Source organism: Duganella aquatilis (assembly GCF_009674565.1).
Classification (GTDB): Bacteria; Pseudomonadota; Gammaproteobacteria; order Burkholderiales; family Burkholderiaceae_D; genus Rugamonas; species Rugamonas aquatilis.
The window spans coordinates 59,589-85,603 of the sequence record NZ_WKJL01000019.1; the positions used below are offsets into that span (position 1 = coordinate 59,589).

Below are 26,015 nucleotides of genomic sequence, written 5' to 3' on the forward strand. Positions count from 1 at the left end.
GCAGACGTCTGCACTTATGCGGTGAGATACATCGCACGTTCAGCCTTCCGTCGTGCCACCAGCCCCGGAAGCACAACACCGTTCCCCTTGTTCCAGAGCAGCATCCGGTCGCCTGCAGCGGGATACTCGCGCCGCATAGTGCAACGGCTGACAGAACTCAGCCGGAAGGCCTTCACCCCGATGTTGTACGCCAGCGAGGTGCACGCGGCCTGTCTGGTGGCGGACTCCCGCAGCAGTTGCGGACAAGCGCCCAGCACTCCCAAAAGGAAGCTGGCAGCACGGCGCTGCAGTTGCGCCTCCGCTTGCTCCTGCGTCCACCACATATCCTCGTGGACGCCCAAGGTTTCGCCGTAGCCAATCGTCCAGGGCGCGCCATCCAGCCCGCGCAGCGCGGGCGGTATCTCCGCCCTGCCCTGCATGTAGGCAGTCATGATGCCGGCCTTGCGCATGGCCCTGGCCAGATCCGACTTCGGATCAGGATAGGCGCGCAACGACAGGCCTTCAAAGGGCCGTATCAGGCCGCACGCCAGGTCAGCCGCAGCGCTCACGACTTCTTATCCAGAACGCGACCGACGAACCAGAACGACAGGATGCCAGTCAGTAGTGCGCGGTCTTCCGAATCGTAGGCTTGCAACACGGCCTGCCAGACGTTACCGCCGGAATGCACCGCCACCGCGAACAGCGCCACCTTGGCCAGCCCGTACAACAGCAGCATGTAATAGGTCGTCAGCGGGCGAACGAGGATGTTCAGCGCATCAACCCACCATGTGCCGGTCAACTGCGCCTGACCAACCAGCGCGGACTTTTGCGCATCGAGTAGCGCCAAGGTCTGCGCCGCGTCGGTCGTCAGCTGCAGCTCATCCTTGTGCGCTGCCGCGCGCGACTTCTCCAGCTCGAACTGGCGGTCCAGCATCGCCAGCTCGTGCGCGTTGTCGGTGCGCTTGTTCAGCAGCGCGAAGATTTCAGGCAGCAGGCGCATCAGCCCGCCGCCCAGCGCGGTAATCAGAGAGATAATCATTTGAACCCTTTCGTGGAACCATATGCGGCGAATACGAGCATGGCGGCGATGGCGGCCTTCCAGACCAGCCCCCACACACCACGCCCGATGTCGCCGTAAAAGCGTGCAGTCATGCGCTGTTCCATTTCGTCTACGATTGCCTTTACATCGGCGTCAGTTAAATTGCGTCGGTCTTGCATTGCACACTTTCAAAAAAAGAAAAGCCACCCGAAGGTGGCTGTTAGATCACTGGTCGCTCAGTTCGCGGCGGCCGGCACTAGTCGCCATGGCGATGGCGGCGGTGGATCAACCAGATACAGCAGCAGCGCGGAGAGAGCATTCGGGCCAAAGCGCCAGGCATCCGGAACACCCAGCGCTGCGCCTACCGCTTCGGAACAGAACTTCTTGCGGCGGGCCTGTGGAACGAAGCCAATCACGAAGTGGACGTTGCCCAGGATGTCGTAAGCCTCGCCTTCGTGTTCAGCAAACCACTGGCGCGCCTCGCCCTCCAGCGCGGCAGGTAACGGGAGGTATTCCCAGTTGGCAGGGTCATACTCGATGCGTTTGAAGCGCACGCCACCGTCCACGAACGACGCCGAAGCCGATACGCCGTCGCTGAACACCAGTTCGCAGTGGCTGTAGCGACCACCTTCCCAACCGCGTACAGCGCGGCTGTAGATGCCGGACAGGCCTGGCCGCGTCCCCTTATAGAAAGCCACATGAAAGCCGGCAGGTTGAATGTCTTGGATCATGCCCACCTCCTACCACGCAATGGCGTCAAGCTCATCGAGCGTCGACGCGGCAGCAACTGCCGCCTTCAATTCCTGCGCGTGCTGGAAGTTCAACGAGCCGCGCTGCGTGAACGCTTCGTATAGCGCCTTGAAATCCTCGACTGTCGGCAACGGAATATAGGTGTTGTCGTACGCCTTCCACGCGCCGGGAAAGTCCGGCGGGAACGTCCCCAGCAGCGCTACCTGATTGGCGGTTCCCATCAAATCAATGGTGCTAGTCAGATCACACTGGATATGCTTCCCCAGATAGGGAAACGTCGTCCCGTTGGCCTCCGCACGCCAGTCGTTAATGCGTACATTAAGCTGCTGCTTAGCGCTGGCCAGCTGCGCCAGGTAGGCCTGCCACGCTGGTAGCTCCGCATCCAGCAGCAGCGCCCCCTCCACAACGCGGTAGGCACCAGCCACCCATGGAACCGGCAACACTTCAACCTCCACTATCTGCGACGCGTCGCTAAAGCAGAGGTAGCGCGTGCCATCGAGCGGTGCGCCCTGCTCATCGAAGTGCGTTGCGTCGACCACGGCGTGGTCTGGAAACAAAAGCACTGAATTTGCGGCAAGCGCCGCGATGCCATCTACAACGATAACGGTTTTCATACTTTGCATACCTCCAATAACACAACCTGCGGATAGCCACTTGCATCCAAAGACGCGGCAATAGCGAACTGGCCGCCAACGCCAGCGACGCGCCACGACATAAAATTGCTGGCAACATGCGGCATATCGTCAGGCCAGCTATATGCAAATTCAAAAAGCGCATCATTTGCATATCGCATCAAACGCATACCATGGCCACGTGCCGAATAAGTCGATCCGAAGAGGCAGTAAGTCGTCCCGACGACGGCGCTAGCCAAGTACGAGTTGCTACCCGAGACGGAGCCTGAAGGAAAGTGGCGATGACCACTCGGCATATTTGGAGCGCCGCCGGAACTCACCACCGTAAAGGTCTTGTCCCTCGAACCGGCGGACGTGCCGCTTATCCCCGAAATTACAGCCGCGCGGTTATTCCCTTGGGAGAACATCAAATTGCTGGCGCCCGACGACAGATCAATCACGTTTTGACTGCCCCAACTGCGTACACCCAAACTCGTGATAGCAGTCCCTGCAGTCGAATTCAGTGATCCTCCTGCCGCTCCCACAAGCATCAAATTGCCGTTACCAACATGGGCTATGGCAGCTGAGGCGGCGCCATTAAGCTCGTTCAGGGCCTGAACTGAAAATGCAGGAACAGCAGAGCCATTGTGCTGCGCCAGCATCAAATAGACCGTATTGCTGAACGCCACAAGCCAGGCCGCACGTGTCGCATCCAACACCTGCGGCTGCGGATCAATAAATGCGGTCGGCACGGCGCCGTAAGCATTCGCCAACGAGTAGCCAACCGTGACCGTGTTCGTGACAACGTTGAGCGACAATGCATAGAGACCATAAGCGGCGGTCGCCGGGTTCGGCGAGGCCACGAACGCTGCCGTGGCGGACATTGCCACGCACATTGATCCATTGTTCGTCGACGCGTTGCCTGCGCCGAGCGTCACCGGCGCGCCGACCGAAACCATTGTCGCCCCAGACCGGCTAGCAATCGCGGCATACATATTTCCGCCAGCGCACCAGGCGATCAAGGCCTTATCAGCGACGCCCGGAATAGCGCTGACGCTAATCCAATTGCAGACTGCTGTCGCCCAAAAAGTCGCGGCGCCGGTCGCTATGGCGCCGATGTTCTCCGGCACCATCACCAACCACGTTCCGGCAACCGTGCTGAAATCTTCGCACGCGAAGATGCCGCTTGCACCGCCACCAGGGAGGACGGCCAACAGCGTTCCCGCACTATCTCGCAAGGCCAGCGGATATGCTCCAATGTTTTTGATAAGGTACGTGCCGTTTGCGTTATTGATCGACGTTGCAACCGGCAGTCGTAACGACGTATTCTTGATCGTCGCCGCCACACGCAACACGTTGCGCGAATTCAGGGTGAGCGCCGTGTCACCAGTAATGTTCAGCGCATCCACGGCGCCGAACGGATCGTTTATTGCACGCTGCCAATTGTTCGGATCGGTCGACGGATCTGCGACAGAAACTCCCGCAGACTTGCGGCGATAAACCTGCAGATTCGCTGGTGCAATTGCAGCCTGCCCTTGGCCATATGCAAATGCTGGATCGAACATCGCTGCGTTGGCGGTCAGCGTGGCTGTTTTCGCCGCAGCTGCCGCCGCATCGGCCGAAGCAAGGGCTTGCGCGGCCGAGTTGTACGCTTCCTGGGCATTGTTGAAAACGTTAGCGGCCAGTGCGAGAAACTGAGCCACCGCCGTAATCAGCCAGGTCAGGAACGCGTCTACACGGCCGGCGAAGGTATTGCGGTCCTTGCGCTGAGGCGCGACTGGGGGCGCGTCGATATTAGGGGGTTGTGTTACTGCCATCTGATTAAGCCTTGTACGTTAATATTCAAATTGCATTTATCTGGGATGTTGGGATACTCGATGCCGCCACTCACCAAGCCAAAGTTTCGGAGTGGGCTGTAATCCACACCCGTACTCGCCGTCACCAGGACAGGCGTATCCAGCACTTTCATCAACGTGCGATGCACCATGGGAGACTCGCTACGATCCAGAATGCCGGTGATCGCCAAATCGTTGGCCGCGCCGCGCCGGACGATCTTGGCGCCGCCAAACTTGTCCTGATCCACATAGCTGTAAGTCTTGGGGGTGACCTTGGCGCCGACGAGCGTGTCCCCCAGTGCGATCAGGTCGCCAACATCCATCACCGCGCAGCTGACCGTACCGCTGGCACTGGTCAGTGTCAGGGTGATCTCTGCCGCGTTGTACGGCTCGATGTCCTGCGCGATGAAGTCATAGCGCGGCTCGAAGCGCCCGAAGAAATACTCGTCGTAGTCACCCGGCTGAGAGCCTTCCAGCACCTCGTGCGTCGCCCGTATCACCGAGCCACCGGGCGAATCGCGCACAACCAGATCCACCTCGTCCGCATCCAGGTTCAGGTACAAATCCCTGAAGAACCCCGGCTGCAGCACGACGGTCAGCGGGGACGGCGCCACGGTCGCCGTGCTGACGTCGGTGTCGAACATGGCCATGCGATTGGTGGGCGCATAGTCCATCCACCACGGCGTGTTGCCCGTCAGGTTGTCCGTGATGGCTGGATCGTGCCCCGAGTTGTTGTCCTGCAGGCTTTCAAAAATCCGGTTCTTTGTCGGACTTACGCAGCGGTCGCCTTTTTTGTAGACCTTGCCCGCCACGTAGTCCGCATAAGTCTCAACAGCGGTGCTGGACTTCAGCACCTTGCTGTCGACATCAACCGGCACAAGAACAGATACCTTGGCCGCCATTAACCCTCCATTTTTACAAGCAGCGGGCCACCACCTGCTGACACTCTTTCGAGAATGCCTGCAGCGCGCGCAGCACCGTCAGCGGAAATGTTGCTAGAAGTAGCGATTTGCTCCAGCAGCGTCCGGATCGCCTCCAAGTCGGCCGCCGAGACGTTCGATTGCAGGGCCGGGCTGTTGAGCCTCGCCATCAGTTCGCGGTTATCAGCCGCCGGGATGATTCGTTCGCCTTTGTGGATCAATGCCGGCATATCGGTTGGCACGTAGTTGGTTCCCACAGCGAACGGGTGCAATTTCTTGTACTCATCGCTGTTGAGGAACCCGTTCGTAATCTGCGTCATCGATGCGCCGTTGTTGGCCGAATTCACCCACAGCGCCAGACCAGCTGCATCAGGCTCCCGCCCAAGCAGCGTGCGATACAGGCCCACGATTTGCGATTCCGTCGTGCTGGCCACTGCCGGCGTGCCTGGCGACGTCATATGCGCGCTGGCAGCTGCAGCGTTCGCGGCGACGATGCTGTTCTGCTGGGCGGCGCTGATAGCCGACTGCAGCGCAACAAGCGCCTGTGCTACGGTCAGCACGCTGGTATCCACACCTTTGATCCCATCGATCTGCTGCTGCCCAGTCGCGATAAGGCCGTCAAGGCGGGCAATCTCCGCTTCGTAGGCCGCGTCAGCGGCATCCTTCTGCGCCTGCAGCACGTCGAGCTGCTTCTGCTGCACGTCTAGCGCGCTATCGGTCACACTGCTCAGCGCCGAGATGTCGCTGGCCGTGTTATAGAAATCGCGCTGGTAGTCAGCATAGGAACTGAACTGATTCGAGGCATCCTGCGTTACAACACCCAGCGCGTTCTTCAGGCTGTCGGCATCCGGCAGAGGTCCGCCAGCCTTGGCGATTGCCAAAGCGGCCTTGATCTGCGCCTGCGCCGAAAGCCTGTCTTGAGCTTCCATGCCAGGTGCATGCAGCTGGTCGAGTGAAGAGTGCAGAGAGTCGGACAGCGATTTAATCTTGGTGATCGATGCGTTGACCACGTCAATTCGCTGGCTGATCGCTGCAATCTCAGCATCGTGCGCCGCACTACGTGCCGCCTTCTCGCGGTCCACCACTTTCTGCAGGACCGAGAACGCATCATCAGCGTTCGACACCAGAACACTTGCTGCCTCCTTCGCAGCCTCCAGTGCGGTCTTTTCGTCCTGCAGCGCATACAGGCGCTCGGCCAGCGGGCGCAGGCTGGCATCCATCGCAGCCAGTTCCTGCTTCCGCGTCAATGCAAGCGCTGCCGCCGATCCGCTGGCGGCTTCCAGAATCTGCTTCTCCAGATCGGCACGGCTCTTGGCAATGTCCTCCACGCTTGCCATCGCATCGTGCACCTGGGCGAATGCCGGCGCCAGCGCCATCAACTGGGCATACTGCTTGGCGCCTGCCTCGGTGGACAGATCGAGACCACGAACCACGGCCGCGAACTGATCACGCGAGTCAACGCCGGCCAGCCCCATCGCTGCAAGCTGGGCTTCAACCTGCTTGGCCACGGGCGCCAGCTGCTCAGACTTGCTCAGGAAGTTCTCGGCGTAGAACGTGGTTTGCTGGCTAAGCGCATCCAAGCCCCCGGCAAATTGCACCAGGCGTTCGCGCGCGGCCAGCGACGCCAGCCCGACCGCACCAAACGCACCCGTTGCATCCTTGCCTACCGTGACGGCCGCCGCGTTCGTGGCATTGAATTCGTTCGTCACACGCTGCAGCGCCACGCTGGTGGCCTCGCTTGGATCTTTCAGTTTCGCGAGGTCTTCCAACGTTACCTTGGCGCCGAAGATCGCCTCACCGGACTGCCCCAGCGCCTGACGGAACTGCAGCAGTGCAGCCGCCTCGGTGGCCAGCTCTTCCGATGTGCCTTTGAAGCCGGCAATGAGGGAAGACATCCCAGGCGAGATGCCGTCGAAAATCGCAGCCAAGCGCTTGGCGAACACATCATCCAGCTGACCGGACGCGTTCGGGTTTGCGCCCTCCTCTCCGGTGTGAGCCGTGGTCGACGTGTTCGTGACCGCCGTAATGACCGACGACTTTTCGGAATCGGTCAGGAAGCGGGCCAGTTGGTCGTCAACCTTCGTCACCGTCTGGATGAAGCTCTGCACCACCGGCTGGCTGGCATTCATCCAGAAACTGGACGAAACACCGAACGTACCGAAGGCGCCAGTGCTGGAACCATCGATGTAGCTTTGAGTCGTCTTGCCCTCGTTGCCACGCTCGTTGATGCTGATGTTCCCCGCCGCGTTGTTGCTGCTGAACTTCAGGCGGGTATCCTTCTCAGGACCGTCATCAAAGAACGTCGACGCGACAGCGGCAGCACCAAGTGCAGCCCAGCCCCAACCGGGAATCGCCGCAATTGCCGTCGAAATGGTGGAACCGGCTGACATCGCCGTACCGATGGATGTCATGCCAGCGGCGTTATACGCGGCGATGGCATCAGCAACGCCAGCACCACCCGATAGGCCGGCGCCGAAGGCCGACACCGTGCCAGAACCCAGCAGACTGCCGATGCCAGTCACTGTGCCGCCGATGTTGGCGAACGTGCCATACAGATTGCCGAGGCCAGACGCGGTTTGCGCGGCGCTCATAACGCCATTGGCCCCGCCCGGACTACCCGTCACCACGGCCTGAATAGTCGGCTTGAGCACCATCGTCTTAAACAGATTGACGATGGTGTCCCGCAGATTTACCGCCAGGCTCTTGCCACCTTCGAAGCCACGCATCAGCGCATCCGTCAGGCTGCTGCTGATTTCCTGAGAGGCACGCTTCCACGCTTGCGCAGCATCGTCTGCCTGCTTGGCCAGAATCTCTTTGGTAGCGCCCTGCCGCTTTTCGTCGGCAAGCTGACGCAGCGAATCAGCCTGGGCGCGATACTCCTTAGACAGCCGCCCACTAAAGTCAGCGGCATCAGCTGTGGTTGCTGCCTCATCCTTCAGTACGGCCAGGTTCTCCAGCCGCGCCGCCTCCAGCTCGGCCAGGCCGGTTGCAGACAGGCCGATCTTTTCGTTGTAGTCCTGCTGTGCAAGTACCTGCTTGCGCAACGCGTCGGAATCCTCCGCAGCCTTATCAACCACGTTGCCGTAATTGTCTGCCGCTGTGCGGGTACGTCGCACCTCCAGCGCCGCCAGATCATTTTCGAGCTTGATCTGACGCGAGGTCGCCTTCTCATCGAGTACCGCCAACTGGCCGCGCAGCTCAGCCTGATCCTTCAGACTGTTCTGCTTGCGGGCTGTCAGAGCCAGCTCCTGTTCCAGCTGCTCCCGCTGCCGGGTAATGGCGGCTTGGTCGATCTGCGCCGCGCCCTTCAGATAATCCTCGTCATTGACCAGGCCGGACGAATGGACCGAACTGAGCGCATCAGCAGCGCGTCCCGCAACCTCATCCTGCACGGCGTTACGACGCTTCAGGGCCGCGATCTGCGAATCGATCTGGTCATTGAAGATGTCAGAGTATTTCTGACGGATCAGGCCAACGCGCTTCTCGATCTCGCCGGCAGACAGCTGCGCTGCCGCTCCCTCGTTACGCGCCTTGGTGATGTCGCGCTCTAGCTGCGCCCCACGCGTCAGGAATTCATCACCGTCCTTCATCCACTTGATGCGCGCGGCGTCAGCCTCTACCGCGTCGGCCTGCGCCTTGGCGGTGGCCTTTGCCGCATCCTGCTTGTCGCGCTCCGCATTGATGCGGGACTTGTTTTGCTCAAGCTCGAAGTTGAACTCCGCCTGCTTACGAGTGTCCCCGCTTTTCACTGCGGCGGCCAGCCGCTGCTCGATGCGCTCACGCTCGGTCAACAGCGAATTGATCTTCTCCGCACTGGTGGCCTCCCGGCCCATCGCGAACCCAATAGCGGAATCCAGTGCTCCGGAGGCAGCTTTCTTGATCCGCAGCCATCCACGCTCCCAGTCAGACAGCGCATCGACCACACGGTCATGTTGCTCCGTCATGCTGTTTGCATATGCGTCCTGCGCCAACTTGGCGGCTTCGCTATGCTTCCCCTGATCCTCCAACGCCTTGACCTGCGCGTAAATGGATGCGGTGACGAAATGGTACTTCTCGTTGATCTTGTCCAGCGCCGACAGCGGCGACCGGCCCAGTTCATTGAACTCAGCGACGGTATCCTTGACTGCAATGCCGACGTCGCGCTGACTGGCAACCGCAACCTTGCCGTACAAAGCCAGCCGGTCGCCAGCGACCTGACCAGCAGCACCCAGCATCGTTACCGCCTCGGCGGCCTCATGCTGCGAGCCAGTGGCCTTGCCGATTGTGCGCGCCGCGTCCGCCATCATCTCGACGGACGCGCCTACAGCGTTATTGGACAGCGCGATAGCGCGACCGTAAGCAAGCGCCTCCTCGGCGCCGGCATGGTGCGCTACGCCCAGCGCGACAAACGCACCAGCGGCGACGGTCACAGGCGTGATTAAACTGACCACATAACCAGCCAGGCCACGAATTGCACCACCGGCGCTGCCGAAGGTATCGCGAAGCTGGCCACCTTGCTGCAGGAACACGGTCAACGGAGCCTGCCCACCTTGGAGGCTGGTCACAATGTCCGTGAACTGCGCCGGCACACCGCGCAACGCAGCGGCAGTCTGTGCAGCTGACACGTTGACGTTGTTGAACGCCGAGCGCGAATTGTTCAGCGCATCGTTCGCAGCTCGCTGCTCTGCCTCGACTCGTCGCAGCTGTGCCAGATACGGTTCCAGTACGCGGGGATCGACGCCGCGCTGCGTTGCAAGCGCTTGGTAGTACTCTGCCCCCGAGCGGCTTCCCGCCTGCGCTACAGCGGTGGCACGCTGGATCGAGCCGATCAGATTGCGCTCAGCCACCTCAACGCGGCGGGCCGAATTGGTCGCCGCGTCCCCGATGTCCCCAATGGCGTTACTGGCCTCGGCACCAGATCGCGCAACGGAGGTCGCCATATTTTGGGCTTCCTGCCGCACTTCCTGAAAGCCTGGGCGCGCGGCGGTGGCATCGACTTCAACGGCTAATTGAATAATCCTTTCTTCTGCTGCCATCCATTCTCCTATTCAATTTTCTCGTGCATCGTGGCCAGCGCCTCGTATTCCATCGTGCGGATATCGTCTTCGAGCGCATCCCGCTCATCGTCAGACAGGCCTTGCCGTTGCTGCAGGCGATCAAGCCGGCGATCGAGGACGTTGTAGTCAAGGCCGGTACAACCAGCGGCACCAGTGCGCCATTGGGTTTGCAGATCGCAAAACAGGACGTAGGCCGGCCAGTGCTCCGGCCAGACCTCGATGGGGATGCGCTCAAAGTCGGCGCGCGTCAGGCCGAACGCATTGGGTTTGTCATCCTCCGATATGCGTTCGTACATGCCCCGCGCGATGGCCTTTAGTTTCCCTGGCGGCCTTCGGTGCAAGCCAGGCGGTAGGTCTCCACTGCGGCCAGCGCCGCCTGCGGGTATTCATCGACCAGTTGTTCGAGCGATTCACGGGTGAATGGCGCGTCGAGGTTCCAGCCTTCGGCTGCGCCCAGCAGGAACTCGATGCTGTCGTTGCTGGACTTCTCCAGCACGTCTTTCATGCCCGGCAGCTTGGTGACTTGGCCGGCATCCTTGGTTGCCTCTTCGGCTACCTTGATGGCGTCGGCAATGGCCGCCTCGGCCGCTTGCTTGTGGCGCTCCACGTTTTCATCAACGAAGGCGCCATACTCGGAGCGGGTGCGGTACTTGTAATTGAAGTTGATCCACGCGGCGGTGCCATCCAGCAGGGAGAATTTGACAGCGCGGGTGAAGTGGGTAGGACGTTGGCCCAGTACGATTTTTGCCATGATGTTGTGTCTTTCGAGAATAGAAATGAGCCGGCCAGCGACGCCGGCCGGGAAGGTAATGCGGTAGGTGGGTTAGGCGGCGTAGCGCACTGGCTTGCCTTGCAGCGAGAACGTCGCCTTGACCTTCATGACCTGGCCTTTATCAAGCGTCGGGGTTTCGTTGAACGACACCATGCCGTAGTACAGAATGAACGAGCCATCTGGCAGCGACAGGCGCAGCGGGCGGATCGCGCGCGCATCCGAGGCCGCCTTCAAAGCTTGGTAGCCCGGCAGCGATGGATCGTCGGCGATCTCGATGTTGATGCTCATCGCGCTGATGACGGTAGGAAGCTGGGTTTCGAAGTTCTGCTCCAGGAACGACAGGCTGGTAAACTGCTGATCGCCGCCGCTAGTCTGGAAACCGGTGATTTGGCTGATCTGCGTCCATGCCGTCACGGCCGCCGCGCTACCGCCACCGGAGCCGGCCGGATACAGGTTCGTCAACGTCGTATCGATACCGTCGAGGTTGAACGCGTTGGCCGCGATGCCGGCAGCGCGAACAACGCGGTTATTCAGATTCGACCAGCCCGACGTGACAACCAGCAGATCGTTGTTGTTGAAGCCGTGGGCATTCGAAGTTGCTACGCCAGGGTTGGCGTTGGTGATGCCGGTAATTTGCTTGGACGCGCCAAAGGTGGTGCCCAGCGTTACGATAGCGCCATCAGGAAGACGTGCTGCCATTGGTAAGCCTTTCTTGCCCTAGTGGGCACAAGAGGAAGTCCATACGGACGAAAAAAAACCGCCGGAATCTCTTCCGGCGGTCTTGTGTTGTGTGCCTTGCGGCGTGTTACGTGGAACGGTCAGCCCAAATACTGAAGTCCTGTCTGCTGCAGTAGGCTGGTACATCAGCCTCAAAATCGGAAACGGCCGCGGCGACCGGGGATGCCTGAAACTGGTTCGCCATGATCAGCTGCGCCTCGATCTGCAAAATCATCGCCTTCGCCTCCTTGCGAGAGGCGGACCAAACGTTGATCTGCATGACCGCGTTTTCCTTGCTCGATACCTCCTTTCCCATGTAGCGGATGACATCACCGTAGATCTGCTGATAGGTGATGTAAGGCAGCTTGGTTGCCGGCGGCGCGAAGTCAGGGTACGTTTGGTCGCATACCTGCTTCAGCGACGCCGTGAGAATCGCTTCTAATGTCATGCGAGCCTCCGCAGCAGCTCGGTTTCCACGGCGCTCTTCGCCTCCGGCAGCTTGACCACAGCCGAACGCAAGAATGCCTTGGCGCCGACCTGTTTGGGTTGCGGCAACTTGACGTAGTAGGCATCCTTGACCGCCTGCGGCGCGCGGCGGGACGGTTTGGGCTTGCCGCGCATTTCGGCACGGACAGCCGTGTACCATTGCCCGTCTTTGCCAACGTACGTCGCATAGCGCTGGATATAGCCAAACTCCACCAGGCCGCCGTGTGGGGCCTTGCGGCGGTTCCAGCTCACGTGGTAGACCGCGCGACCGTCGCCGCTCTTGTCCTGCGAGTACACCTGATAGATGGAGCTGGCCAGGTTACCAGTGACACGGCCGAGATTGGTCACGTTTTGCTTCACCGCGTCGTACAGCACTTGGGCGCCGGCCTGCGCCGCAGGACGTGCAGCAGCAACCACGTCATCCTCCAACGCATCGAACATCGCCTCCATGGCGCCCAGGTTGACAGAAACTCCTACAGTCACGGCGACACCTCACAAACGAGGTCAACATGACGGCGTTTTTCTTCATCAGGGAGCACGGACCGGATGGTGTAGCGGGTGTTTCCGTGAATCACCTGCATGCCCTCGGCAAGATCCTCGCGGAAGCGAAGACGAATCGAGCAATGCACGGATGCCGACATGGCGCCGGCCCGGACCGCTTCCGCACCTTTCATGTTGCGTATGTTCGCCCAGGCAGGCCCGATCAGAGTGGATGCATTCGGATCAGGCTGGCCCAGCTCATCACTCCCGCCCGGCTTCATCAGCTGGACACGGCGATTCAGTGTTATCGAGAACGCGGCCATTAATAGCTCCTACAGGCGTCCAGAAGCCTATCGACATACGCGGACTGCGGCGTCTGCTTTTCGCTCTGCGTCGCCGGGTCGAACTGGTCGACTAGCTTTGCGAGGATGTACAGGCGCACATTGCGCGGCGTGAACTTCGGGTCGTCGCCGTAGCCGCACTCCACCGTGATTCGTACCGCGCCGTCGCGGCAGCTAGTCGCCGGCCACGGACCGGGCTTAGCCAGCTGCAATGTGCTGCTGTAGCGTTTCCGGACAATTTGCACATCCGCCGGCGCAATCTCACACAGGTTGCCGCTGGCGTCGTCATACTCGATCTTCGTAATTGCCACCGCAGGGTGCGGCAATTCCAAGGTGGTGCCGAAACTGTTCATCGTTCCCAGCCAGGTCTGTGCCATCAGGCACTGGCCTATTTCATGCTCCAGGCTGTCGGTGATGCCACTGATCCAGTCCGTGACCACCGCATCGAGGTCGTCGCCATCGAGCCGCAGATTTGCCTTCGCCGCGTCCAGCTCAACTGGCAGACATACTGGCTCAACTACGCGGCGAAAGCTCATTGCTCAACAGCGGAGCCTTCCGCGTCCGCTGCCATGGTTTCGACCGCATCGACCGCAACGCCGGTCAGATCGATCTGCTGATCGGCCAGCTCAGGCCCGGCCGCCGTCTGCACTTCTACAGGCGGCGCCGAAGCGGCGGCTTTACGGCTGACCGCTTTCTGCTTGGTCGCCACGGGCGGCAGATCGGTATCCACAAGCGCCGCGCCGGCGACCACCGAAGGTTCCTGCACATCCATATAGACAGCAGCGCCGCAGTCTTCGACCAGATGCTGGGCAAACTCCTTCGACGTGCGCAGGATCGTGCCATCAGCCAGCGTACCGTGCTGCGCCGTAGCAGTCGTGCGCAAAATTTTTACTCGTACTTCGTTCATCATTTTTCTCCTGTGCAGACGTCTGCACAAATGGGCCGGTTGATCCCGGCCCGGTTGAATTAGGCAGGAACCAGATCGCCGAAACGGCAACCCGCTGGTTTGTCCACCGTTTGCGCCAGACGGCGCTCGGCGCGGATGGTGACCAGGCCGTTGGTGAAGTTGTCCGCATCGGAGTCCGACAGATCAATCACAATGCCTTCGCGGTAGTGCAGCGTCACCGCTTGGCGCAGTGCGCCGACCCACACCTTGCCCGCCGTCATCGCGTTGCTGGCGACAACCGGCAGGCCGTACAGCATAGGAACGACGTTCGAGCCGGGATCGCCCAACAGGTAGCGGCCAGTCTGATCTTTGGCCAGACGCAGGGTCCACCAGTCGGCCGTGTTCAGGATGATCACTTCCGCAGGGTTGTCGGATGCCGCGCAGTCACCGATCATTTTTCCGATCAGATCGAAGCGGTTGTTCAGCAGGCCGGCTGCGGCCAGGATCGCTGCCGTGTAGCCGTGGGCTACATAGTTGCCGGCGAGGGTCAGACCCGACATATTCGGCGTAACACCGTTGCCGGCGATGATCTGATTTTCTGCGCGCAGGTTGACGCCATACACCATGCGACGATTGATGTACGCCGCCAGCGCGGCGTTGTCCATGGCCAGTTGACGCGAAATCTTGATGTAGTGCGAGATGGTCGACACTGGCATCTGGCTCGGCGTGAAGGTCAGCGAGGTTTGCGGGATCGCAGCACCTTCCGCCGTTTCAGCGGCGCCGTTCGTGAACACGTTCTCGCGCACCCAGTCAATCGCATTGCTGGTGGTGGGGATGCGCGTCATCAGGTCTTCCAGCGTGAATACGCGGAAAGCACCTTCAATGATGTTTGGACGGCGCTCCGAGAAAGTGGCGCCGACCGTGTTGGTAACGGTGTTCTTCACTTCGGCGCGGGTTTTGATGCGGCCGTCGTTTTTCAGGAAGTTGTCGTAGTTTGCATGTTTCACGAACAGCTGACCGACACTCTCGTCGGCAGGCGTCTCATCGTCTTTCTGCGCGGTGCTCTTTTGCTCCAGCTGCAGCAGACGATCCGCCAGTGCGCGCTGCTCGGTGCCAATATTGTCCAGGGCCGTCTTGGTGTCCTTCGTAACAGCGCCCAGGTCTTTGATTTCAGCAGTCGCCTTATCCGACATTGCCGACATCTTGGTTTCGATGCTGTCCAGTGCCTTCATGATATGGCTGCCATCGATTTCGCCGGAAATCAGCGCTGCGGCGCCCATGCTCAAAGCGGCGCCATGGGTGCTGGCCGATTCGGTCAGACCGAACAGCGACGGGAGGTCAAAACCACATGCATGCGCCACAGCAGCCGCAGCGGCCAGACCAACCAACACCACAGCGCGCAGCTGAACACCATATACAGTACGTTTCATAAATAGCCTTTCGGGGATAAAAAAAGCCGCCTGTTGGCGGCCGATAGTTCGAACAGTGAATCGCTTACTGAGCCAGGCTCTGCAGGCGTTGCAATACTTGGTTGGCGGTCTTCGCGTCCAGGCCTGTTACCGGTGCATCCCGCACCGAGAAAACCTGTTTCGCGCGAGAGGCCACCGCCGCAGCCCCTTTTCGGCTAAGTCCTGCATCCCGCAGGAGTCGCTCAAAATCACGCTCAGTCCGGCACTCGGCCAGCTCAAGCTCGAAGTCATTACTCTTGACCGATTCCATATCGATGCGCGCATCGCTATCAGCCGGGAAGACAACCGGAGAGATTTCCATCAGGCTGGTCCACTTGTGGATGATGCGCCCCGTCTCGGTCTCTTCGTAGTCGCCTTTTTTAACGAAGCCCCCAATGGACAAGCCGTCCAGCGTTTCGTGCAGCATCGCGGCGCGGACATCGGACGCGAGGGTCAGGCCCGGCGTCAATTCCCCTTCAACATACAGGCCGTGGTCATCTTCCTTAAGCAGCGTGTACTTGCCGATCGGCATGCGCCACTCATGGTTGAAGAACATCTTCGGCTTCATGTTGCGCAGCGTCGCCGCGTATGCCCCTTTCAGGATGGTGTCGCCGTAGCTGTCAACGCCACCGAATACCGACGCATAGCCCGCGAACGTGCCACCGTCACCTTTCATCTTGAGGGAGACGTCCTCCAGCTTTAACAGCTTCTTGATATGCATATTTCCCCTTACTGTGCGATTGTGTTGCCGTCCCCGCCCTTGCCAGCGGGGACTTTGCCCAGCATGCTGAGCGGGACAAGATTGGATTGCGCGGTCAGCACGTCAGCTTCAGGCCGACGAGGAAGGCCTTCCAGCTGTCGTACCTCGGAGCGCGACTGGATGCCGTTCTGCACATACTTCGCTTGGATGTCCGCGCGGTCTTTGGGAGTTGCGCGCAGCAACGCATCCATCGAATGCTCGACCGTCAGGCGCGCGCGCTGGGCCGGCGTCAGTACGCAACGGCGCACCGCCTGGGCGATGTTGACAACCAGAGGCATGATGCTGAATACAGTCCAGCCCTCGCGGATTTCAGCTATGCCGGACCCCCATGAGGTGACGTTGGCGTGATGCACCAGAACGGGAGGAACATCGAACCAGCGGCAAATTTCCTCTACGTCGAACCGTCGCGTTTCCAGCAGTTGCCGTTCTGCGGGCGTGAGTGACACCGGCTCGTACTTCATGTTCGCCTCTAGCACGTGGAGGCGGGACGTCACTCCCTCGCTCATATCCGCAAAGTTGCGCTTGACCGCTTCGCGCTGCTCCTTATTCAGCACCTTGTCGATCATCAGGACGCCGGCCGGCTTTCCGCCGGCGCCGAACATCTTGTTTGCGTCCAGCTGGGCCTTCGCCGCACCGTCCAGCGTGGGCGCCATGAACTCCAGCTTCGATAGGCCGACAGTGCCATTGCCGAGGTTCTTCAGGTGCAGCACGTTGGACGCGGCCAGGACCGCGATGTTTCCGCCAAGCGTGTAGCGGAAGACCTGCGAGCCGTCTTCCAGGAGAACCTGTTCAACCTGATCCGTTGGCATCGGCCAGAGCGCCAGCGCTTCGCCGTTGCTATCGCGGTCGATGCGAGCATATGCGTTGCCGCGCAGGTCGTGCCACATCATGAGCGCCCGCCAAAACTCAAAGGGCGTCATACGGGGATTAGGCTGATCGTGCAACAGCGCGTATAGCCGCTCCGTCCGAGCCAGGGATTTTTCGCCGTTCACCTGCTTGTAGACGAAGAACGGCAGGCTGGCCACCGTCGTTGCACGCCGGTCTACACATGCCCAGACCGTGCTTATTTGCAGCGCCCCATCGACCCCGACCTGCCGGGTATCCGGAATGAGCGAATGCCCCGGCAAGCCGTCCTGCGGGCCGACGGTTTCCGCCGTGGCTCCGCCGCGTCCGAAGAACGAGCGTAGTGAATTAATAAAGTTCATGTGCGTATTGGTCCTTGCAGGAAGTCGTCCAGATTGCCGTCTTGGTCATTTGCAGCAGCGATGCGACTCAGGGCCATTACCGTTGCGACGATGCCATCGATGCGCCCATTGGCATTCGACTTTTTCTTGTCCGGGCGGTAGTTGCCGTTGGTATCGAAAAGCAGCGCGGTGTTGTTGGCGCACCAGCGCAGCACCTTGTTGCCGCCATGCTGGAAGCGTTTTCCGTACACCAGCTCCTCCAGCAGCTTGCTGCCGGGATACATGCCGCCAGTGTTTTGCGGCACCTCAACCAGCGGCACGTCCTTTGCGAGTAGTTCGTTGGCCAGCTGCAGTGCGTTCCAGCGGTCAAAGCCAATCTCGACCACGTCGTAATCTCGCATCGCCTGCAGAACTTGTTCACGTACCGGCCCATAGTCGGTAACGTTGCCCTCGGTCGCAGTCAACCAGCCAGCCTTGACCCATGCCTCATACGGTGCCGCGTCATCCGCTGATTGGGTGGCGACCTTTTCAGAAGGGCACCAGAACCACACCAACACATACCAGTCGCTACCCGGTTCGCCTGGCGGAAACACCAGCGAGAAGGCGGTAAGATCGCGCGTCGAGGCAAGGTCGAGACCGCCATAACAGCGGCGGCCCTTCAGCACCTCGGGATCAAATTTGCGCTTGCCGTGATCCCACACCGCCATATCAAACCAACCATCTGCGCTGTTGCACCAGATGTTCAGATCCTTGGTGAAGAAGTTGACCCGTGCGCCCGGCATCGCTGCCGCCTTACGCGCCTGGGCGCGCATGTACTCGACCGTCTTAGACAGGCCCAAACCGGGATTTGCCTTCGGCCAGTTCGCCTCATCGAACGGATCGTCGCCTTCGTCCAAGGTGTAGATGTAGCCAAAGAACGTATCGTCCTTTCGCCGCCCATCGAGAACCGATACGAGGTAGTCCCGCTGTTCGGTACAAATACCGTCCAAGATGAACCCGGCCGTTGTGATGGCCGACAGCAGCGGCTGCGAGCGTGCACCCAGTGCGGACTCCATGACGTCCCATACATCGCGGTGTTTCTGCGCGTGTAGCTCATCAAACAGAATGGCTGATGGGTTTAGACCGTCGAGGTTTTCAGCGTTCGCCGGCAACGGCATGAAGACCGAGTTGTCATCAAGCTCCACCTTCTCATGGTTCAGGCCGGCAAATATCTTGAACGACCGTGCCACGCCCGCCGAGCGCTTCGCCCAACGGCGGATATTGTCGAACGCCGGTTTGAATACCGTCATAGCCTGGTTGCGCGTGGTGGCGACCGCGTAGACTTCGGCGCCGGCCTCACCGTCCATCGAGAACAGGTAGGCACCTTGCGGTCCCTTCCAGGTACTCTTGCCGTTCTTACGTGCTACCTCCTCATATGCGCGGCTGAACCTGCGCTGGCCGTCACTCGCGCGGCGCCAGCCATACAGCACGGCCGTCCAAAAGCGCTGCCATGGGTCCAGCAGAATCGGCTTGCTGGCCAGCGGCCCCTTGATGTGCACAAAGAAGCGCTGGATGTAGTCAATCACATGACGCGCATGCTCCGGCGAATAGTAGATGCCGCGATATGCACCATCGACCAGATCCTGATAGTGTCGCTGCACGGCCAGGAAAACATAACGGCCGACAGTGATTTCGCCGCGAAGAACTGGCAGTCCGTAGGCGATATCCCATTCGTGTAAAACGTCCGGGGTCAGTGACTGGAGTTTTTTCGGGGAGAGTTTATGCCGTGGCTTACGAGGCTTGCGAACAGGTCGTCCTGCTGCCCCTGCGGCCCGCTGTCTTTTCGGACGCGCGCCAGCGACGGGATTGTCAAACAAGCTTTCGGCAACCATTGGCCCAACTCCATTTTCAAGCGTTTCTCGTCGTCGGCCCAGGGCGTGGGCGTCGCCCAGCCGGTTTTGGAAATCTGCGACCGGCCTTTCTCTTCGCACTCATCGCGCGCGCGCATCCAGTCGATGAACGTCCGCACAATCACAGCGATGGGCATGCCCGCTGTCATATGCTCGATGCCAGCGGCGCGTAGCGATTCGCAGATGTACTGGTAGACCTCACGCTCTTGGTCCGTCAGCTCAATAGCTGGTGGCGGTGCCGGCGACGTCATCGCGCCTGCGCCCGTCACCGCGTCGGCGCCGACTGCGGGAGGCGCCGTGCCAAACTGGTTTTTCAGGTTCATGGTCATTCCTCCGTAGTGGTCGGAAGTTGATGAGGTGGACGGGGGAGGCATACATGGGGCAAACCCCAGGGGGGTAGTTTTCGCTCCGCGAAAAAATACAGGGAACCTGTCGGTTTCCGCCGAATTCGCCCCGGACTTTTCACCCGCCCCCACCCGGCGTCCATGCCTTCAGGCGCGCCGAGAATACCCCTGCGACACGACAGGACGCGTCAGGAGCCACGCGGCACACAGGGACGGCCAAATCGGCAGGAAGGCACGGAAGCCGCTATAGCTGCGTAGGAATCTGCTGAGCCATGGGCGACGTTTCAACCGGACCAGACTATCGGCGCTCATCGAGCGCTCCGCTTCGTGCCGCGCTGCCTCTCGCGCTCCGACTTCTCATCGTGGCAGTCCTGACACAAGGCCTGTTCGTTGGTTTCATCGTCAAGGCCACCTTCGGCCAGCGGGATGACGTGGTCACGCTGCGTTGCCGGTGTTGCCCTGCCCTGCCGCAAGCACTCTGCACACAGCGGATGACGAGAGAACAGCGCTACGCGCATCGCCTGTAATCGCCGGCCAGTGATTCGCTTCGTCGGTGTTGTCTTCTTCCATTGGTCGCGCGGATGTTTCGCGCATCGGCCGCTGCCATCCCGCACCAGGACGGAGCATGTGGGAAAAGAACACGGCCGAGGTGCTGATACAGGCATCTAGCCTCCTTTGTGCAGACGTCTGCACGGTTGTTATGGATGTCACCGCCCGCGACAAGCCGGAGCCGCACGAATGCAGCCGGAACCCTCTTGCCCTTGGATACGTCGGTGACTGCGCCCGTTATTCATCCCGCCACTGGAGCGCGCTGGCGGGTCGCTTCAACGTTGTTTGGATCGAGCCATGCGCGCATCGAGCAGGCTCAGTTTTTGGTAGGACTTGAGCAGCGCCTGATGCGCAAGCTCACGATGAGCAGCAAGCCACTCGTCAAAGTCGTTGATGTAGAACGTGACCACTGTATGCCACTGCCCCGGAACCAGATCGTCATGCGTGGCGCCCAGGTACAGCGCGGCCTTGTTCATGCGCACACACTCAACGTAGTACGGCAGCTTGGTGCAGAGGGCGATCTTGATTTCGATTGGCTCACCAATGGCGGACAGCATCGCTATCTGCCGGCTGGCCCGGTCAGGCTTGGTAGACTGATGCATTTGAATTCCTTGATGGAGCGGGATACCGGATTCGAACCAGCGACACGGAGCGTGGAAAGCTGCTGTTCTACCGCTGAACTAATCCCGCAAATGAAAAAGGCCCGCGCAGTGGCGGGCCTTCGGCTGACTGTCTGACTACAGACGAACGTGCGCCTCCATCACGGAGACGCCTGTTCGGCTGTAGGCTCGGGACACCCCGGCAGACAAGTTGTAGAGCGAATAGTATTTCGGCTGTCCAGCTTTTTCAAGATGGCTTGCAAATTATTTTCTGCGCGCGCGATCACCAGACGCACGTGCGGGCCGCGAACGCCCTTCAGTTTCGTGCGAATGCGCGCCTCATCAAAGCCGTAGATGTGGCGGCACTTCAGCGCCATGCGGTCATTGAAGTCGCCCAGCTTCCGGTAGGCTTCCTCCACGATCCAGCCGTCCAACACGTCCGGGGATACCAGTGGCTGCAACGGCTTGTACTTCGCCTCGTACACGTCCGATTGTGGCGGCGCTTCGGACGTGCGCAACGCCACGTACCATTTCGCCCACGCGGCGCACACGCTGGCGTCAGCGCCGCCGCTACCACCGTTGACCACCCGACGCCAGTTGTCCATGCGCGCATCAAAGTCACGCGGCGCAGGCGCGGCCACACGCTCACTGCGCACCGTCGAACGCTGGCGCGCTGGCTGCGCCGCGCCTGTCGGTTCTACCACTACTTCATCACCCACTTCAATTTCAACAGCCATCGTCCAACCTTTCCCATTTGCCCGTTTTTTTGTCAGGTTCAACACCCTCAACACTACCCTCCACATCGGAGAGCCTGATTTTTACTAGCTTTGTTGACTGTGTTGACAGTGTTGATACCTAAATCAGAATTACTTAAAAAAATTACGCCGCTGTTTTCGTTTGTCTGCTGTTTCCAGCGCTCTACGTGCGCGTGGACTTCAAAAAAACCATCAATACCGTCAACACCGTCCACAAACCTAGTATCCATGCGGGTTTGCGGTGTGGAGGGTTGTATTAGATGTGGAGGGTTAACTCTCAACATCCGCAACATAGTCCCGCCGCCGGTACTTTTGAAACGCCTGCTCGAACGACGCGCAGGCGTCTTCGGCCCAGTCGCGGATAGTTGCCTTCCCTTCTGGCTGGTCGCCAACGAGGAACACCGTCCGCTGCTTGACCACGTGGCCATATTCGTACTTCACGGCATGCTTGCGTAGCGCCTGGCCAGCGTAGCGCTCGACCTGCGGGCTAAACGTCGTCATGGTCGTGTACTTCGATTCACCGGACCGGCTGCACCAGGTTTGGAATGCGTCATACAGCTGCTGCACACTGACCGTGTGGAACGGCAGTGGCAGAAGGCCGGCCGCCCATTCGCGGTAAAAGCGCTCGGCCGGATTCAGGCTCTTCTCGATCAGCCGGTCTTTGGCGTCGTTGTAGATCGGCTTCGTGTGTTCGTTGAAGTCGCCCATGTCCAGCTCATGCATCAGGTAGTAGTAGAAGGCCTCGATGCCTCCCGCAGCGATTTCCTGCGCCACCTCAACGTAGAACTCGCGCGCCAGCGCCGGTGGCGTCCAGATCACCAAGTAGCGGCGGTCGGTCTTATCCAAGGCCAGCGGCACCAGTTCGTTCGACAGGAAGACGAAATTCATCTGGTTGCGCTCACTGTGTTCTGGCAGGCCTTTCGGGTTGATGATGATCGAGTCGCCCGAGATCAGGTACTTGAGCTTGCCTTTCATCTGCTTCAACTCGGCGCGAGTCACCACTTCATCCGCGACCATGAACAGCTTCATACTGGCCCAGTCATTGAAGTTGGCCTCCAGCTGGGCATTGCCGATCACATAGCCATACTCGCCATAGATCGCCTTGACGACCTTCTCAAAGAAGAAGTTCTTACCAGAGCCTTCGTCGCCGTGCATGATGATCGATGTTTCCATCTTGGCGCCGGGATTACGCAGCGGGTACGCCAGCCAGCGCGCGATCCATTCATACATATCGTCGTTTCCGTCGACAAGGTGCATCAGCAGCGTTTGAATCTTCAGGCAGTTGCCTTGCTTGGGCGTCATCTTCCAGCCGCTGAACAGATTCAAGGTTGCTGTGGGACCGCTTGGCTCGGGACTCGGCGTTTCAGTCGGATCGAAGACGATGTTCTTCTTCAGCACCCAGTTGCGCGCTGGCCCGCTCCAGAACTTCATCACATCGGAGTTCTGGACAATGGTACGCATGGCCGACAGCTTCATCAGCATGCGCTGGCGACGATCCCATACGAGGTCTTCGCCGTAGATCAGCACGAAGTTCTCCAGCACGTCATCGACGGCGCGCCAGTGCGCATCGTCATAAACCTTCTTGGGCTTTTCCTTACGCGGCCGCTCCCCCTCCCCCCCGGCGAAAAGCGGAGCGCTCTCGCCGAACGGGATGTCGTCCAGGCCGGCCGGCTGGTCGTCGTCGGCGGCGGCTAGCGGATAGCCGTCGGGGACCACCGTCGAGTCGACGGCGACCGCGAACGAATCAGCGGCGTCACCGGCTGCGGCTTCGACGACTTGGTCGTCGTTCTCGGGGGCCTTCGCCCCCGCTTGAATTAACTCCTCTCCTCGCGGGGCAGGCCCCGCGCTGATTAGGCCGCCATCGCTTCCAGCCGGGGGCGGGGGGGCGTCGGACGAGCCGACAGCTTCGCTTCCGCTCGGGGGGCGGGGGGACAAAGAACCAGGTTTGATAGGAGAAGGAAGGACGGAGCGAGGCGGCTTCCAACCGCTATCAATGCCCATTTTGAAGATGGTCGCCTCGGTGATAACTACGCCACGGCCGCCAAACGACGCCCAGCGCTTTTTCAGCGCCTCCGGGCCGTCATAGTTCTCGGCGCGCGAAGACCAGTAATCCCACACGCGGAAGCCGTCTTCGCCGAGAGCGCTGTAGAGCGCCATACCCACACGAATCCAAGTGTGATAGCCCTCCGGGCTAATGTGAGCAAGAGCGGCGTCAAGACGCGCGCGCAGGTCGCGCGAATCGCTGGCGCCGGGGGGAAGGGGGACCGCCGTCTTGTTGGCACGCACTGGAGTAGCAGCAGGACGAGCGCCACGGACGAGCACGCGCAGGCGGTCAAGCTCAGCTTCCGAAACGGCATTGATCGTGTCAGGCGAGCCGGCGAACTGGCGGCCTGTGAACGTGAAGAACTGGCTGGAGCAGAACACCTCCAGGCCAATGTCGTTCGATTTAAAGGTCGTGGTGGCGCCGGCGACAATGATGTGGACGCCAGTGCCCGAAGGCGAGTATTCGGTATAGGAGTCGCAGCCGGCAATGGTCTGCATCGCCAGGTCGCTGACCTCCCCTGTCTCTGGATCGATGCACTTGTCGATGTCGACGCCGATCAGACCATCACCAGGTAGAAACGCAAAGCCTATGCCCGTGAAGTGGCCATTGGACGCGGCCAGCTTAGCCAGGGCGACGTCGAGCGTGACCAAACCACTGCGGTCGGCCTGGTCGCCCTGGACGCCACGGCGGCGCTTGCCGTTGACCCAATACGGAACCTTCAGCGGCTTTTGCTTCGCCGGATTCGGGTTCGGTTCGAAACGCCAAACAAGCCACTGTGGCCGCTGACGCAGCTCTTGTGGAATAGCTTCAAATTGGGACATCAGGCGCGGCCGCTCCGGTATTCGATCCGCTGACCAGCCATCACCGAGGGGATATCGCGAAACTCGTCGCCCTCCGGGCGCTGGGGGCGCGGGGGAAAGTGTTTGGCCAGGTTGAGTTCACGCCGGGGAGCTACGTAACGCGGCCCTACTGGCACAGCAGCAACCGGACGGCTTTCGACCGGAATGCCCAGGTATTGGCGGCCAGCATCGGTGACCGTGCATTTCGCGCCGAGAACATTGATGAGGCCACAGCGCTCCAGGCGATCAATGGCGTCACGGCAGAACGTGAACTGGCTGCCGCGCCAATTGCGCACGCGCATTATTTCGGGAGTGGTGGCCATGCCGCCGATGTTTTGCAGCGCACGGAGCGCCAAGTGGGCGGCGCTTTCGCGGCGCGGGAGTTCGTGATTAGCCATGCATGCCACCTCGGACGGTGCGATCAGCCATCACCTCTAAGCGCGCTACCATCTGGTGCGCGGCCTGGACCATGCTGTACACCACCTTCTTGATAGATTCAATCTCGCTCAGTTCAATAACTCCGTCAGCCAGCGCTTTATGGACTTCAGCACCCACGTCGCCATTGCACATCCAGACCTTCGTTACTGTTTCCAGGATTGCCGCTTCGCTGGCCGTTTCTGGCCCCTCAACGGACACGCAAACGTAACCGTGATTTGCCGCCAAGGCATGCAGCACGCTGGCATCGCCCGTCAGACCGATAATGCGATCCACTTCGTCCAGCGTAGGCTTATTGCTGGTCGAATTGGGATTTGCTTTGTTACGGAGGATCACAGGCGACATGCCCAGGCGCGCCGCAAGCGCCGTATGGCCGCCAGTCGCGCTGTGAACAGTCTTGTGAAGGGCGTCTGAAACACTCATGCAAAACCTCTTAAAAAGAATGGTGAAAAAGCAACTGCAATAAATTAAACTGGACTCGATTACTTGCTTTCGTCTGCCGCTACCGCGACAGCAGAGCAGCAGCCGCAGGTGCCACGAAGAAATGCCCAATCAACATCGGGCCGTAGAGATTCGCACTGCACCTGCCGCTGCGACTCACGCTCTATCCGAATGCAAAGGCTTTCCCCGAGCTGCTGATTTATAGACACGGCTTTGCGCAAATAACGTTCAGACGTGGCACAAGCAGTGCAGAACGCCAAGCGCTCGGGCTTCGACAAACGGTTTAGAAATTTAAGTAAGTTTTCCATGTGCAAATATTACTAAATGGTAATGGATTGGTCAATACCGTTTGGTTATTTACTGAACGGTAATTGGCGGGGAAAATGACACTATGCAAATACAAGACATACGCAGACAAAATCTTCGCCAACTAATCCGGGATAGCTACGGAGACTCGCAGGCGCGGTTTATTGACGAGACTGGTGAGAACCAGGGGGAGATTTCGGGCCTACTGCGGACGAAATCTTTTGGCGAGAAGAAGGCCCGTAATCTTGAAAAGAAGGCAGGCCTGACTGCTGGATGGCTGGATCGCCCTATATCACAAGCAGATGAAGTGGCCGCCCCTCCGGAAGCCCAAAAAGGCCCAAGCATGGGCGCCCCGCTAGTGCCAGTGATACCACTCGGACAAATTGAAAAGGGGAAGGCGGCGCTGGTGTACGTAGACATGGCCGAACTGGAGCTGCTTACTAACTATCGCCAGGCGACAGACGTCGGGCGCAGTTCGATCATGATTGCTGCAGAAGTGTCAGAAAAACGATTTGTTACTGTTATTGGAAACCAGTCGTAATACAGATGGACGCTCAGCCGGGTGCTGCG

At 60.0% G+C, this 26,015-nt stretch carries 28 protein-coding genes and 1 tRNA gene; 1 reads left to right on the top strand and 28 read right to left on the bottom strand.

Annotated elements, in window-relative coordinates:
- Positions 1-14 precede the first annotated feature (14 nt).
- The 28 genes from GJ698_RS31040 to GJ698_RS22245 all read right to left on the bottom strand — a co-directional run bounded on the left by GJ698_RS31040 (position 15) and on the right by GJ698_RS22245 (position 25,121).
- Positions 15-548, bottom strand: a complete 534-nt coding sequence (locus tag GJ698_RS31040) for a lysozyme (protein ID WP_154360027.1) — start codon at positions 546-548, stop codon at positions 15-17.
- The gene (locus GJ698_RS22120) at positions 545-1,018 is read right to left on the bottom strand and encodes a hypothetical protein (RefSeq protein WP_154360028.1); all 474 of its coding nucleotides are present in this window, start codon (positions 1,016-1,018) and stop codon (positions 545-547) included. The genes GJ698_RS31040 and GJ698_RS22120 overlap by 4 nt, the downstream gene beginning before the upstream one ends.
- The gene (locus GJ698_RS22125) at positions 1,015-1,197 is read right to left on the bottom strand and encodes a hypothetical protein (protein WP_154360029.1); all 183 of its coding nucleotides are present in this window, start codon (positions 1,195-1,197) and stop codon (positions 1,015-1,017) included. Before GJ698_RS22125 ends, GJ698_RS22120 begins: the two co-directional genes overlap by 4 nt.
- A 57-nt stretch (positions 1,198-1,254) precedes the next feature.
- The gene (locus tag GJ698_RS22130; protein WP_154360030.1) at positions 1,255-1,749 is read right to left on the bottom strand and encodes a hypothetical protein; all 495 of its coding nucleotides are present in this window, start codon (positions 1,747-1,749) and stop codon (positions 1,255-1,257) included.
- Between the two features lie 9 nt (positions 1,750-1,758).
- Positions 1,759-2,382: a DUF4376 domain-containing protein gene (locus GJ698_RS22135; RefSeq protein WP_166454928.1), complete on the bottom strand. Its 624-nt coding sequence runs from the start codon at positions 2,380-2,382 to the stop codon at positions 1,759-1,761.
- Positions 2,379-4,196 carry a hypothetical protein gene (locus GJ698_RS22140; RefSeq protein WP_154360032.1) on the bottom strand — a complete coding sequence of 606 codons (1,818 nt, stop codon included), beginning with the start codon at positions 4,194-4,196 and terminating at the stop codon, positions 2,379-2,381. Before GJ698_RS22140 ends, GJ698_RS22135 begins: the two co-directional genes overlap by 4 nt.
- On the bottom strand, positions 4,187-5,116 hold the full coding sequence (locus GJ698_RS22145) for a hypothetical protein (protein WP_154360033.1): 930 nt from the start codon (positions 5,114-5,116) through the stop codon (positions 4,187-4,189). Before GJ698_RS22145 ends, GJ698_RS22140 begins: the two co-directional genes overlap by 10 nt.
- Positions 5,116-10,149: a phage tail length tape measure family protein gene (locus tag GJ698_RS22150; RefSeq protein ID WP_154360034.1), complete on the bottom strand. Its 5,034-nt coding sequence runs from the start codon at positions 10,147-10,149 to the stop codon at positions 5,116-5,118. Before GJ698_RS22150 ends, GJ698_RS22145 begins: the two co-directional genes overlap by 1 nt.
- 8 nt (positions 10,150-10,157) lie before the next feature.
- Positions 10,158-10,466: a DUF1799 domain-containing protein gene (locus GJ698_RS22155; protein ID WP_154360035.1), complete on the bottom strand. Its 309-nt coding sequence runs from the start codon at positions 10,464-10,466 to the stop codon at positions 10,158-10,160.
- Between the two features lie 17 nt (positions 10,467-10,483).
- Positions 10,484-10,921, bottom strand: a complete 438-nt coding sequence (locus GJ698_RS22160) for a phage tail assembly chaperone (protein WP_154360036.1) — start codon at positions 10,919-10,921, stop codon at positions 10,484-10,486.
- 72 nt (positions 10,922-10,993) lie between these two features.
- The gene (locus tag GJ698_RS22165; RefSeq protein WP_154360037.1) at positions 10,994-11,641 is read right to left on the bottom strand and encodes a phage tail protein; all 648 of its coding nucleotides are present in this window, start codon (positions 11,639-11,641) and stop codon (positions 10,994-10,996) included.
- A 106-nt stretch (positions 11,642-11,747) separates the two neighbouring features.
- Positions 11,748-12,107: a DUF3168 domain-containing protein gene (locus tag GJ698_RS22170; protein WP_154360038.1), complete on the bottom strand. Its 360-nt coding sequence runs from the start codon at positions 12,105-12,107 to the stop codon at positions 11,748-11,750.
- Positions 12,104-12,628, bottom strand: coding sequence for an HK97 gp10 family phage protein (locus GJ698_RS22175; RefSeq protein WP_371865412.1), 525 nt, complete (start codon positions 12,626-12,628; stop codon positions 12,104-12,106). The genes GJ698_RS22170 and GJ698_RS22175 overlap by 4 nt, the downstream gene beginning before the upstream one ends.
- Positions 12,625-12,948, bottom strand: a complete 324-nt coding sequence (locus tag GJ698_RS22180) for a phage head closure protein (protein ID WP_154360039.1) — start codon at positions 12,946-12,948, stop codon at positions 12,625-12,627. The genes GJ698_RS22175 and GJ698_RS22180 overlap by 4 nt, the downstream gene beginning before the upstream one ends.
- Entirely contained in the window at positions 12,948-13,502 is a 555-nt protein-coding gene (locus tag GJ698_RS22185) for a head-tail connector protein (protein WP_154360040.1), read from the bottom strand. The genes GJ698_RS22180 and GJ698_RS22185 overlap by 1 nt, the downstream gene beginning before the upstream one ends.
- Positions 13,499-13,876: a hypothetical protein gene (locus GJ698_RS22190; RefSeq protein ID WP_154360041.1), complete on the bottom strand. Its 378-nt coding sequence runs from the start codon at positions 13,874-13,876 to the stop codon at positions 13,499-13,501. Before GJ698_RS22190 ends, GJ698_RS22185 begins: the two co-directional genes overlap by 4 nt.
- A 56-nt stretch (positions 13,877-13,932) precedes the next feature.
- The gene (locus GJ698_RS22195) at positions 13,933-15,282 is read right to left on the bottom strand and encodes a phage major capsid protein (protein WP_154360042.1); all 1,350 of its coding nucleotides are present in this window, start codon (positions 15,280-15,282) and stop codon (positions 13,933-13,935) included.
- 64 nt (positions 15,283-15,346) lie between these two features.
- Positions 15,347-16,021 (bottom strand): HK97 family phage prohead protease, encoded by a 675-nt coding sequence (locus GJ698_RS22200; protein WP_154360043.1) that lies wholly within the window; start codon positions 16,019-16,021, stop codon positions 15,347-15,349.
- An 8-nt stretch (positions 16,022-16,029) separates the two neighbouring features.
- The gene (locus GJ698_RS22205) at positions 16,030-17,265 is read right to left on the bottom strand and encodes a phage portal protein (protein ID WP_154360044.1); all 1,236 of its coding nucleotides are present in this window, start codon (positions 17,263-17,265) and stop codon (positions 16,030-16,032) included.
- Complete coding sequence (locus GJ698_RS22210) at positions 17,262-18,884, bottom strand: terminase large subunit (RefSeq protein ID WP_371865415.1); 1,623 nt, start codon at positions 18,882-18,884, stop codon at positions 17,262-17,264. Before GJ698_RS22210 ends, GJ698_RS22205 begins: the two co-directional genes overlap by 4 nt.
- A gap of 89 nt (positions 18,885-18,973) precedes the next feature.
- A complete protein-coding gene (locus tag GJ698_RS31445; RefSeq protein WP_371865413.1) occupies positions 18,974-19,456 on the bottom strand; it encodes a hypothetical protein in 483 nt (160 codons plus the stop codon).
- 329 nt (positions 19,457-19,785) lie between these two features.
- Positions 19,786-20,142 carry an HNH endonuclease gene (locus GJ698_RS31295; RefSeq protein ID WP_154360046.1) on the bottom strand — a complete coding sequence of 119 codons (357 nt, stop codon included), beginning with the start codon at positions 20,140-20,142 and terminating at the stop codon, positions 19,786-19,788.
- A 159-nt stretch (positions 20,143-20,301) separates the two neighbouring features.
- Positions 20,302-20,628: a hypothetical protein gene (locus GJ698_RS22220; RefSeq protein WP_154360047.1), complete on the bottom strand. Its 327-nt coding sequence runs from the start codon at positions 20,626-20,628 to the stop codon at positions 20,302-20,304.
- A 13-nt stretch (positions 20,629-20,641) separates the two neighbouring features.
- Positions 20,642-20,716: transfer RNA gene (locus tag GJ698_RS22225), tRNA-Gly, on the bottom strand.
- A gap of 70 nt (positions 20,717-20,786) precedes the next feature.
- Positions 20,787-21,404, bottom strand: coding sequence for a hypothetical protein (locus GJ698_RS22230; RefSeq protein WP_154360048.1), 618 nt, complete (start codon positions 21,402-21,404; stop codon positions 20,787-20,789).
- 246 nt (positions 21,405-21,650) lie between these two features.
- Positions 21,651-24,245 carry a DUF5906 domain-containing protein gene (locus GJ698_RS22235; protein WP_154360049.1) on the bottom strand — a complete coding sequence of 865 codons (2,595 nt, stop codon included), beginning with the start codon at positions 24,243-24,245 and terminating at the stop codon, positions 21,651-21,653.
- On the bottom strand, positions 24,245-24,661 hold the full coding sequence (locus tag GJ698_RS22240; protein WP_154360050.1) for a hypothetical protein: 417 nt from the start codon (positions 24,659-24,661) through the stop codon (positions 24,245-24,247). Before GJ698_RS22240 ends, GJ698_RS22235 begins: the two co-directional genes overlap by 1 nt.
- A complete protein-coding gene (locus tag GJ698_RS22245; protein ID WP_154360051.1) occupies positions 24,654-25,121 on the bottom strand; it encodes a phage regulatory CII family protein in 468 nt (155 codons plus the stop codon). The genes GJ698_RS22240 and GJ698_RS22245 overlap by 8 nt, the downstream gene beginning before the upstream one ends.
- A 409-nt stretch (positions 25,122-25,530) precedes the next feature.
- Here GJ698_RS22245 and GJ698_RS22255 point away from each other — a divergent pair, with 409 nt between their 5' ends.
- On the top strand, positions 25,531-25,986 hold the full coding sequence (locus GJ698_RS22255; protein WP_154360053.1) for a hypothetical protein: 456 nt from the start codon (positions 25,531-25,533) through the stop codon (positions 25,984-25,986).
- Positions 25,987-26,015 lie beyond the last annotated feature (29 nt).

Bases quoted from the DNA above. Each gene is read 5' to 3' on its own strand.
- GJ698_RS22120 (WP_154360028.1), bottom strand. From the start codon at position 1,018: ATGATTATCTCTCTGATTACCGCGCTGGGCGGCGGGCTGATGCGCCTG.
- GJ698_RS22125 (WP_154360029.1), bottom strand. From the start codon at position 1,197: ATGCAAGACCGACGCAATTTAACTGACGCCGATGTAAAGGCAATCGTA.
- GJ698_RS22130 (WP_154360030.1), bottom strand. From the start codon at position 1,749: ATGATCCAAGACATTCAACCTGCCGGCTTTCATGTGGCTTTCTATAAG.
- GJ698_RS22135 (WP_166454928.1), bottom strand. From the start codon at position 2,382: ATGAAAACCGTTATCGTTGTAGATGGCATCGCGGCGCTTGCCGCAAAT.
- GJ698_RS22140 (WP_154360032.1), bottom strand. From the start codon at position 4,196: ATGGCAGTAACACAACCCCCTAATATCGACGCGCCCCCAGTCGCGCCT.
- GJ698_RS22145 (WP_154360033.1), bottom strand. From the start codon at position 5,116: ATGGCGGCCAAGGTATCTGTTCTTGTGCCGGTTGATGTCGACAGCAAG.
- GJ698_RS22150 (WP_154360034.1), bottom strand. From the start codon at position 10,149: ATGGCAGCAGAAGAAAGGATTATTCAATTAGCCGTTGAAGTCGATGCC.
- GJ698_RS22155 (WP_154360035.1), bottom strand. From the start codon at position 10,466: ATGTACGAACGCATATCGGAGGATGACAAACCCAATGCGTTCGGCCTG.
- GJ698_RS22160 (WP_154360036.1), bottom strand. From the start codon at position 10,921: ATGGCAAAAATCGTACTGGGCCAACGTCCTACCCACTTCACCCGCGCT.
- GJ698_RS22165 (WP_154360037.1), bottom strand. From the start codon at position 11,641: ATGGCAGCACGTCTTCCTGATGGCGCTATCGTAACGCTGGGCACCACC.
- GJ698_RS22170 (WP_154360038.1), bottom strand. From the start codon at position 12,107: ATGACATTAGAAGCGATTCTCACGGCGTCGCTGAAGCAGGTATGCGAC.
- GJ698_RS22180 (WP_154360039.1), bottom strand. From the start codon at position 12,948: ATGGCCGCGTTCTCGATAACACTGAATCGCCGTGTCCAGCTGATGAAG.
- GJ698_RS22185 (WP_154360040.1), bottom strand. From the start codon at position 13,502: ATGAGCTTTCGCCGCGTAGTTGAGCCAGTATGTCTGCCAGTTGAGCTG.
- GJ698_RS22190 (WP_154360041.1), bottom strand. From the start codon at position 13,876: ATGATGAACGAAGTACGAGTAAAAATTTTGCGCACGACTGCTACGGCG.
- GJ698_RS22195 (WP_154360042.1), bottom strand. From the start codon at position 15,282: ATGAAACGTACTGTATATGGTGTTCAGCTGCGCGCTGTGGTGTTGGTT.
- GJ698_RS22200 (WP_154360043.1), bottom strand. From the start codon at position 16,021: ATGCATATCAAGAAGCTGTTAAAGCTGGAGGACGTCTCCCTCAAGATG.
- GJ698_RS22205 (WP_154360044.1), bottom strand. From the start codon at position 17,265: ATGAACTTTATTAATTCACTACGCTCGTTCTTCGGACGCGGCGGAGCC.
- GJ698_RS31445 (WP_371865413.1), bottom strand. From the start codon at position 19,456: ATGAACCTGAAAAACCAGTTTGGCACGGCGCCTCCCGCAGTCGGCGCC.
- GJ698_RS31295 (WP_154360046.1), bottom strand. From the start codon at position 20,142: ATGCCTGTATCAGCACCTCGGCCGTGTTCTTTTCCCACATGCTCCGTC.
- GJ698_RS22220 (WP_154360047.1), bottom strand. From the start codon at position 20,628: ATGCATCAGTCTACCAAGCCTGACCGGGCCAGCCGGCAGATAGCGATG.
- GJ698_RS22235 (WP_154360049.1), bottom strand. From the start codon at position 24,245: ATGTCCCAATTTGAAGCTATTCCACAAGAGCTGCGTCAGCGGCCACAG.
- GJ698_RS22240 (WP_154360050.1), bottom strand. From the start codon at position 24,661: ATGGCTAATCACGAACTCCCGCGCCGCGAAAGCGCCGCCCACTTGGCG.
- GJ698_RS22245 (WP_154360051.1), bottom strand. From the start codon at position 25,121: ATGAGTGTTTCAGACGCCCTTCACAAGACTGTTCACAGCGCGACTGGC.
- GJ698_RS22255 (WP_154360053.1), top strand. From the start codon at position 25,531: ATGCAAATACAAGACATACGCAGACAAAATCTTCGCCAACTAATCCGG.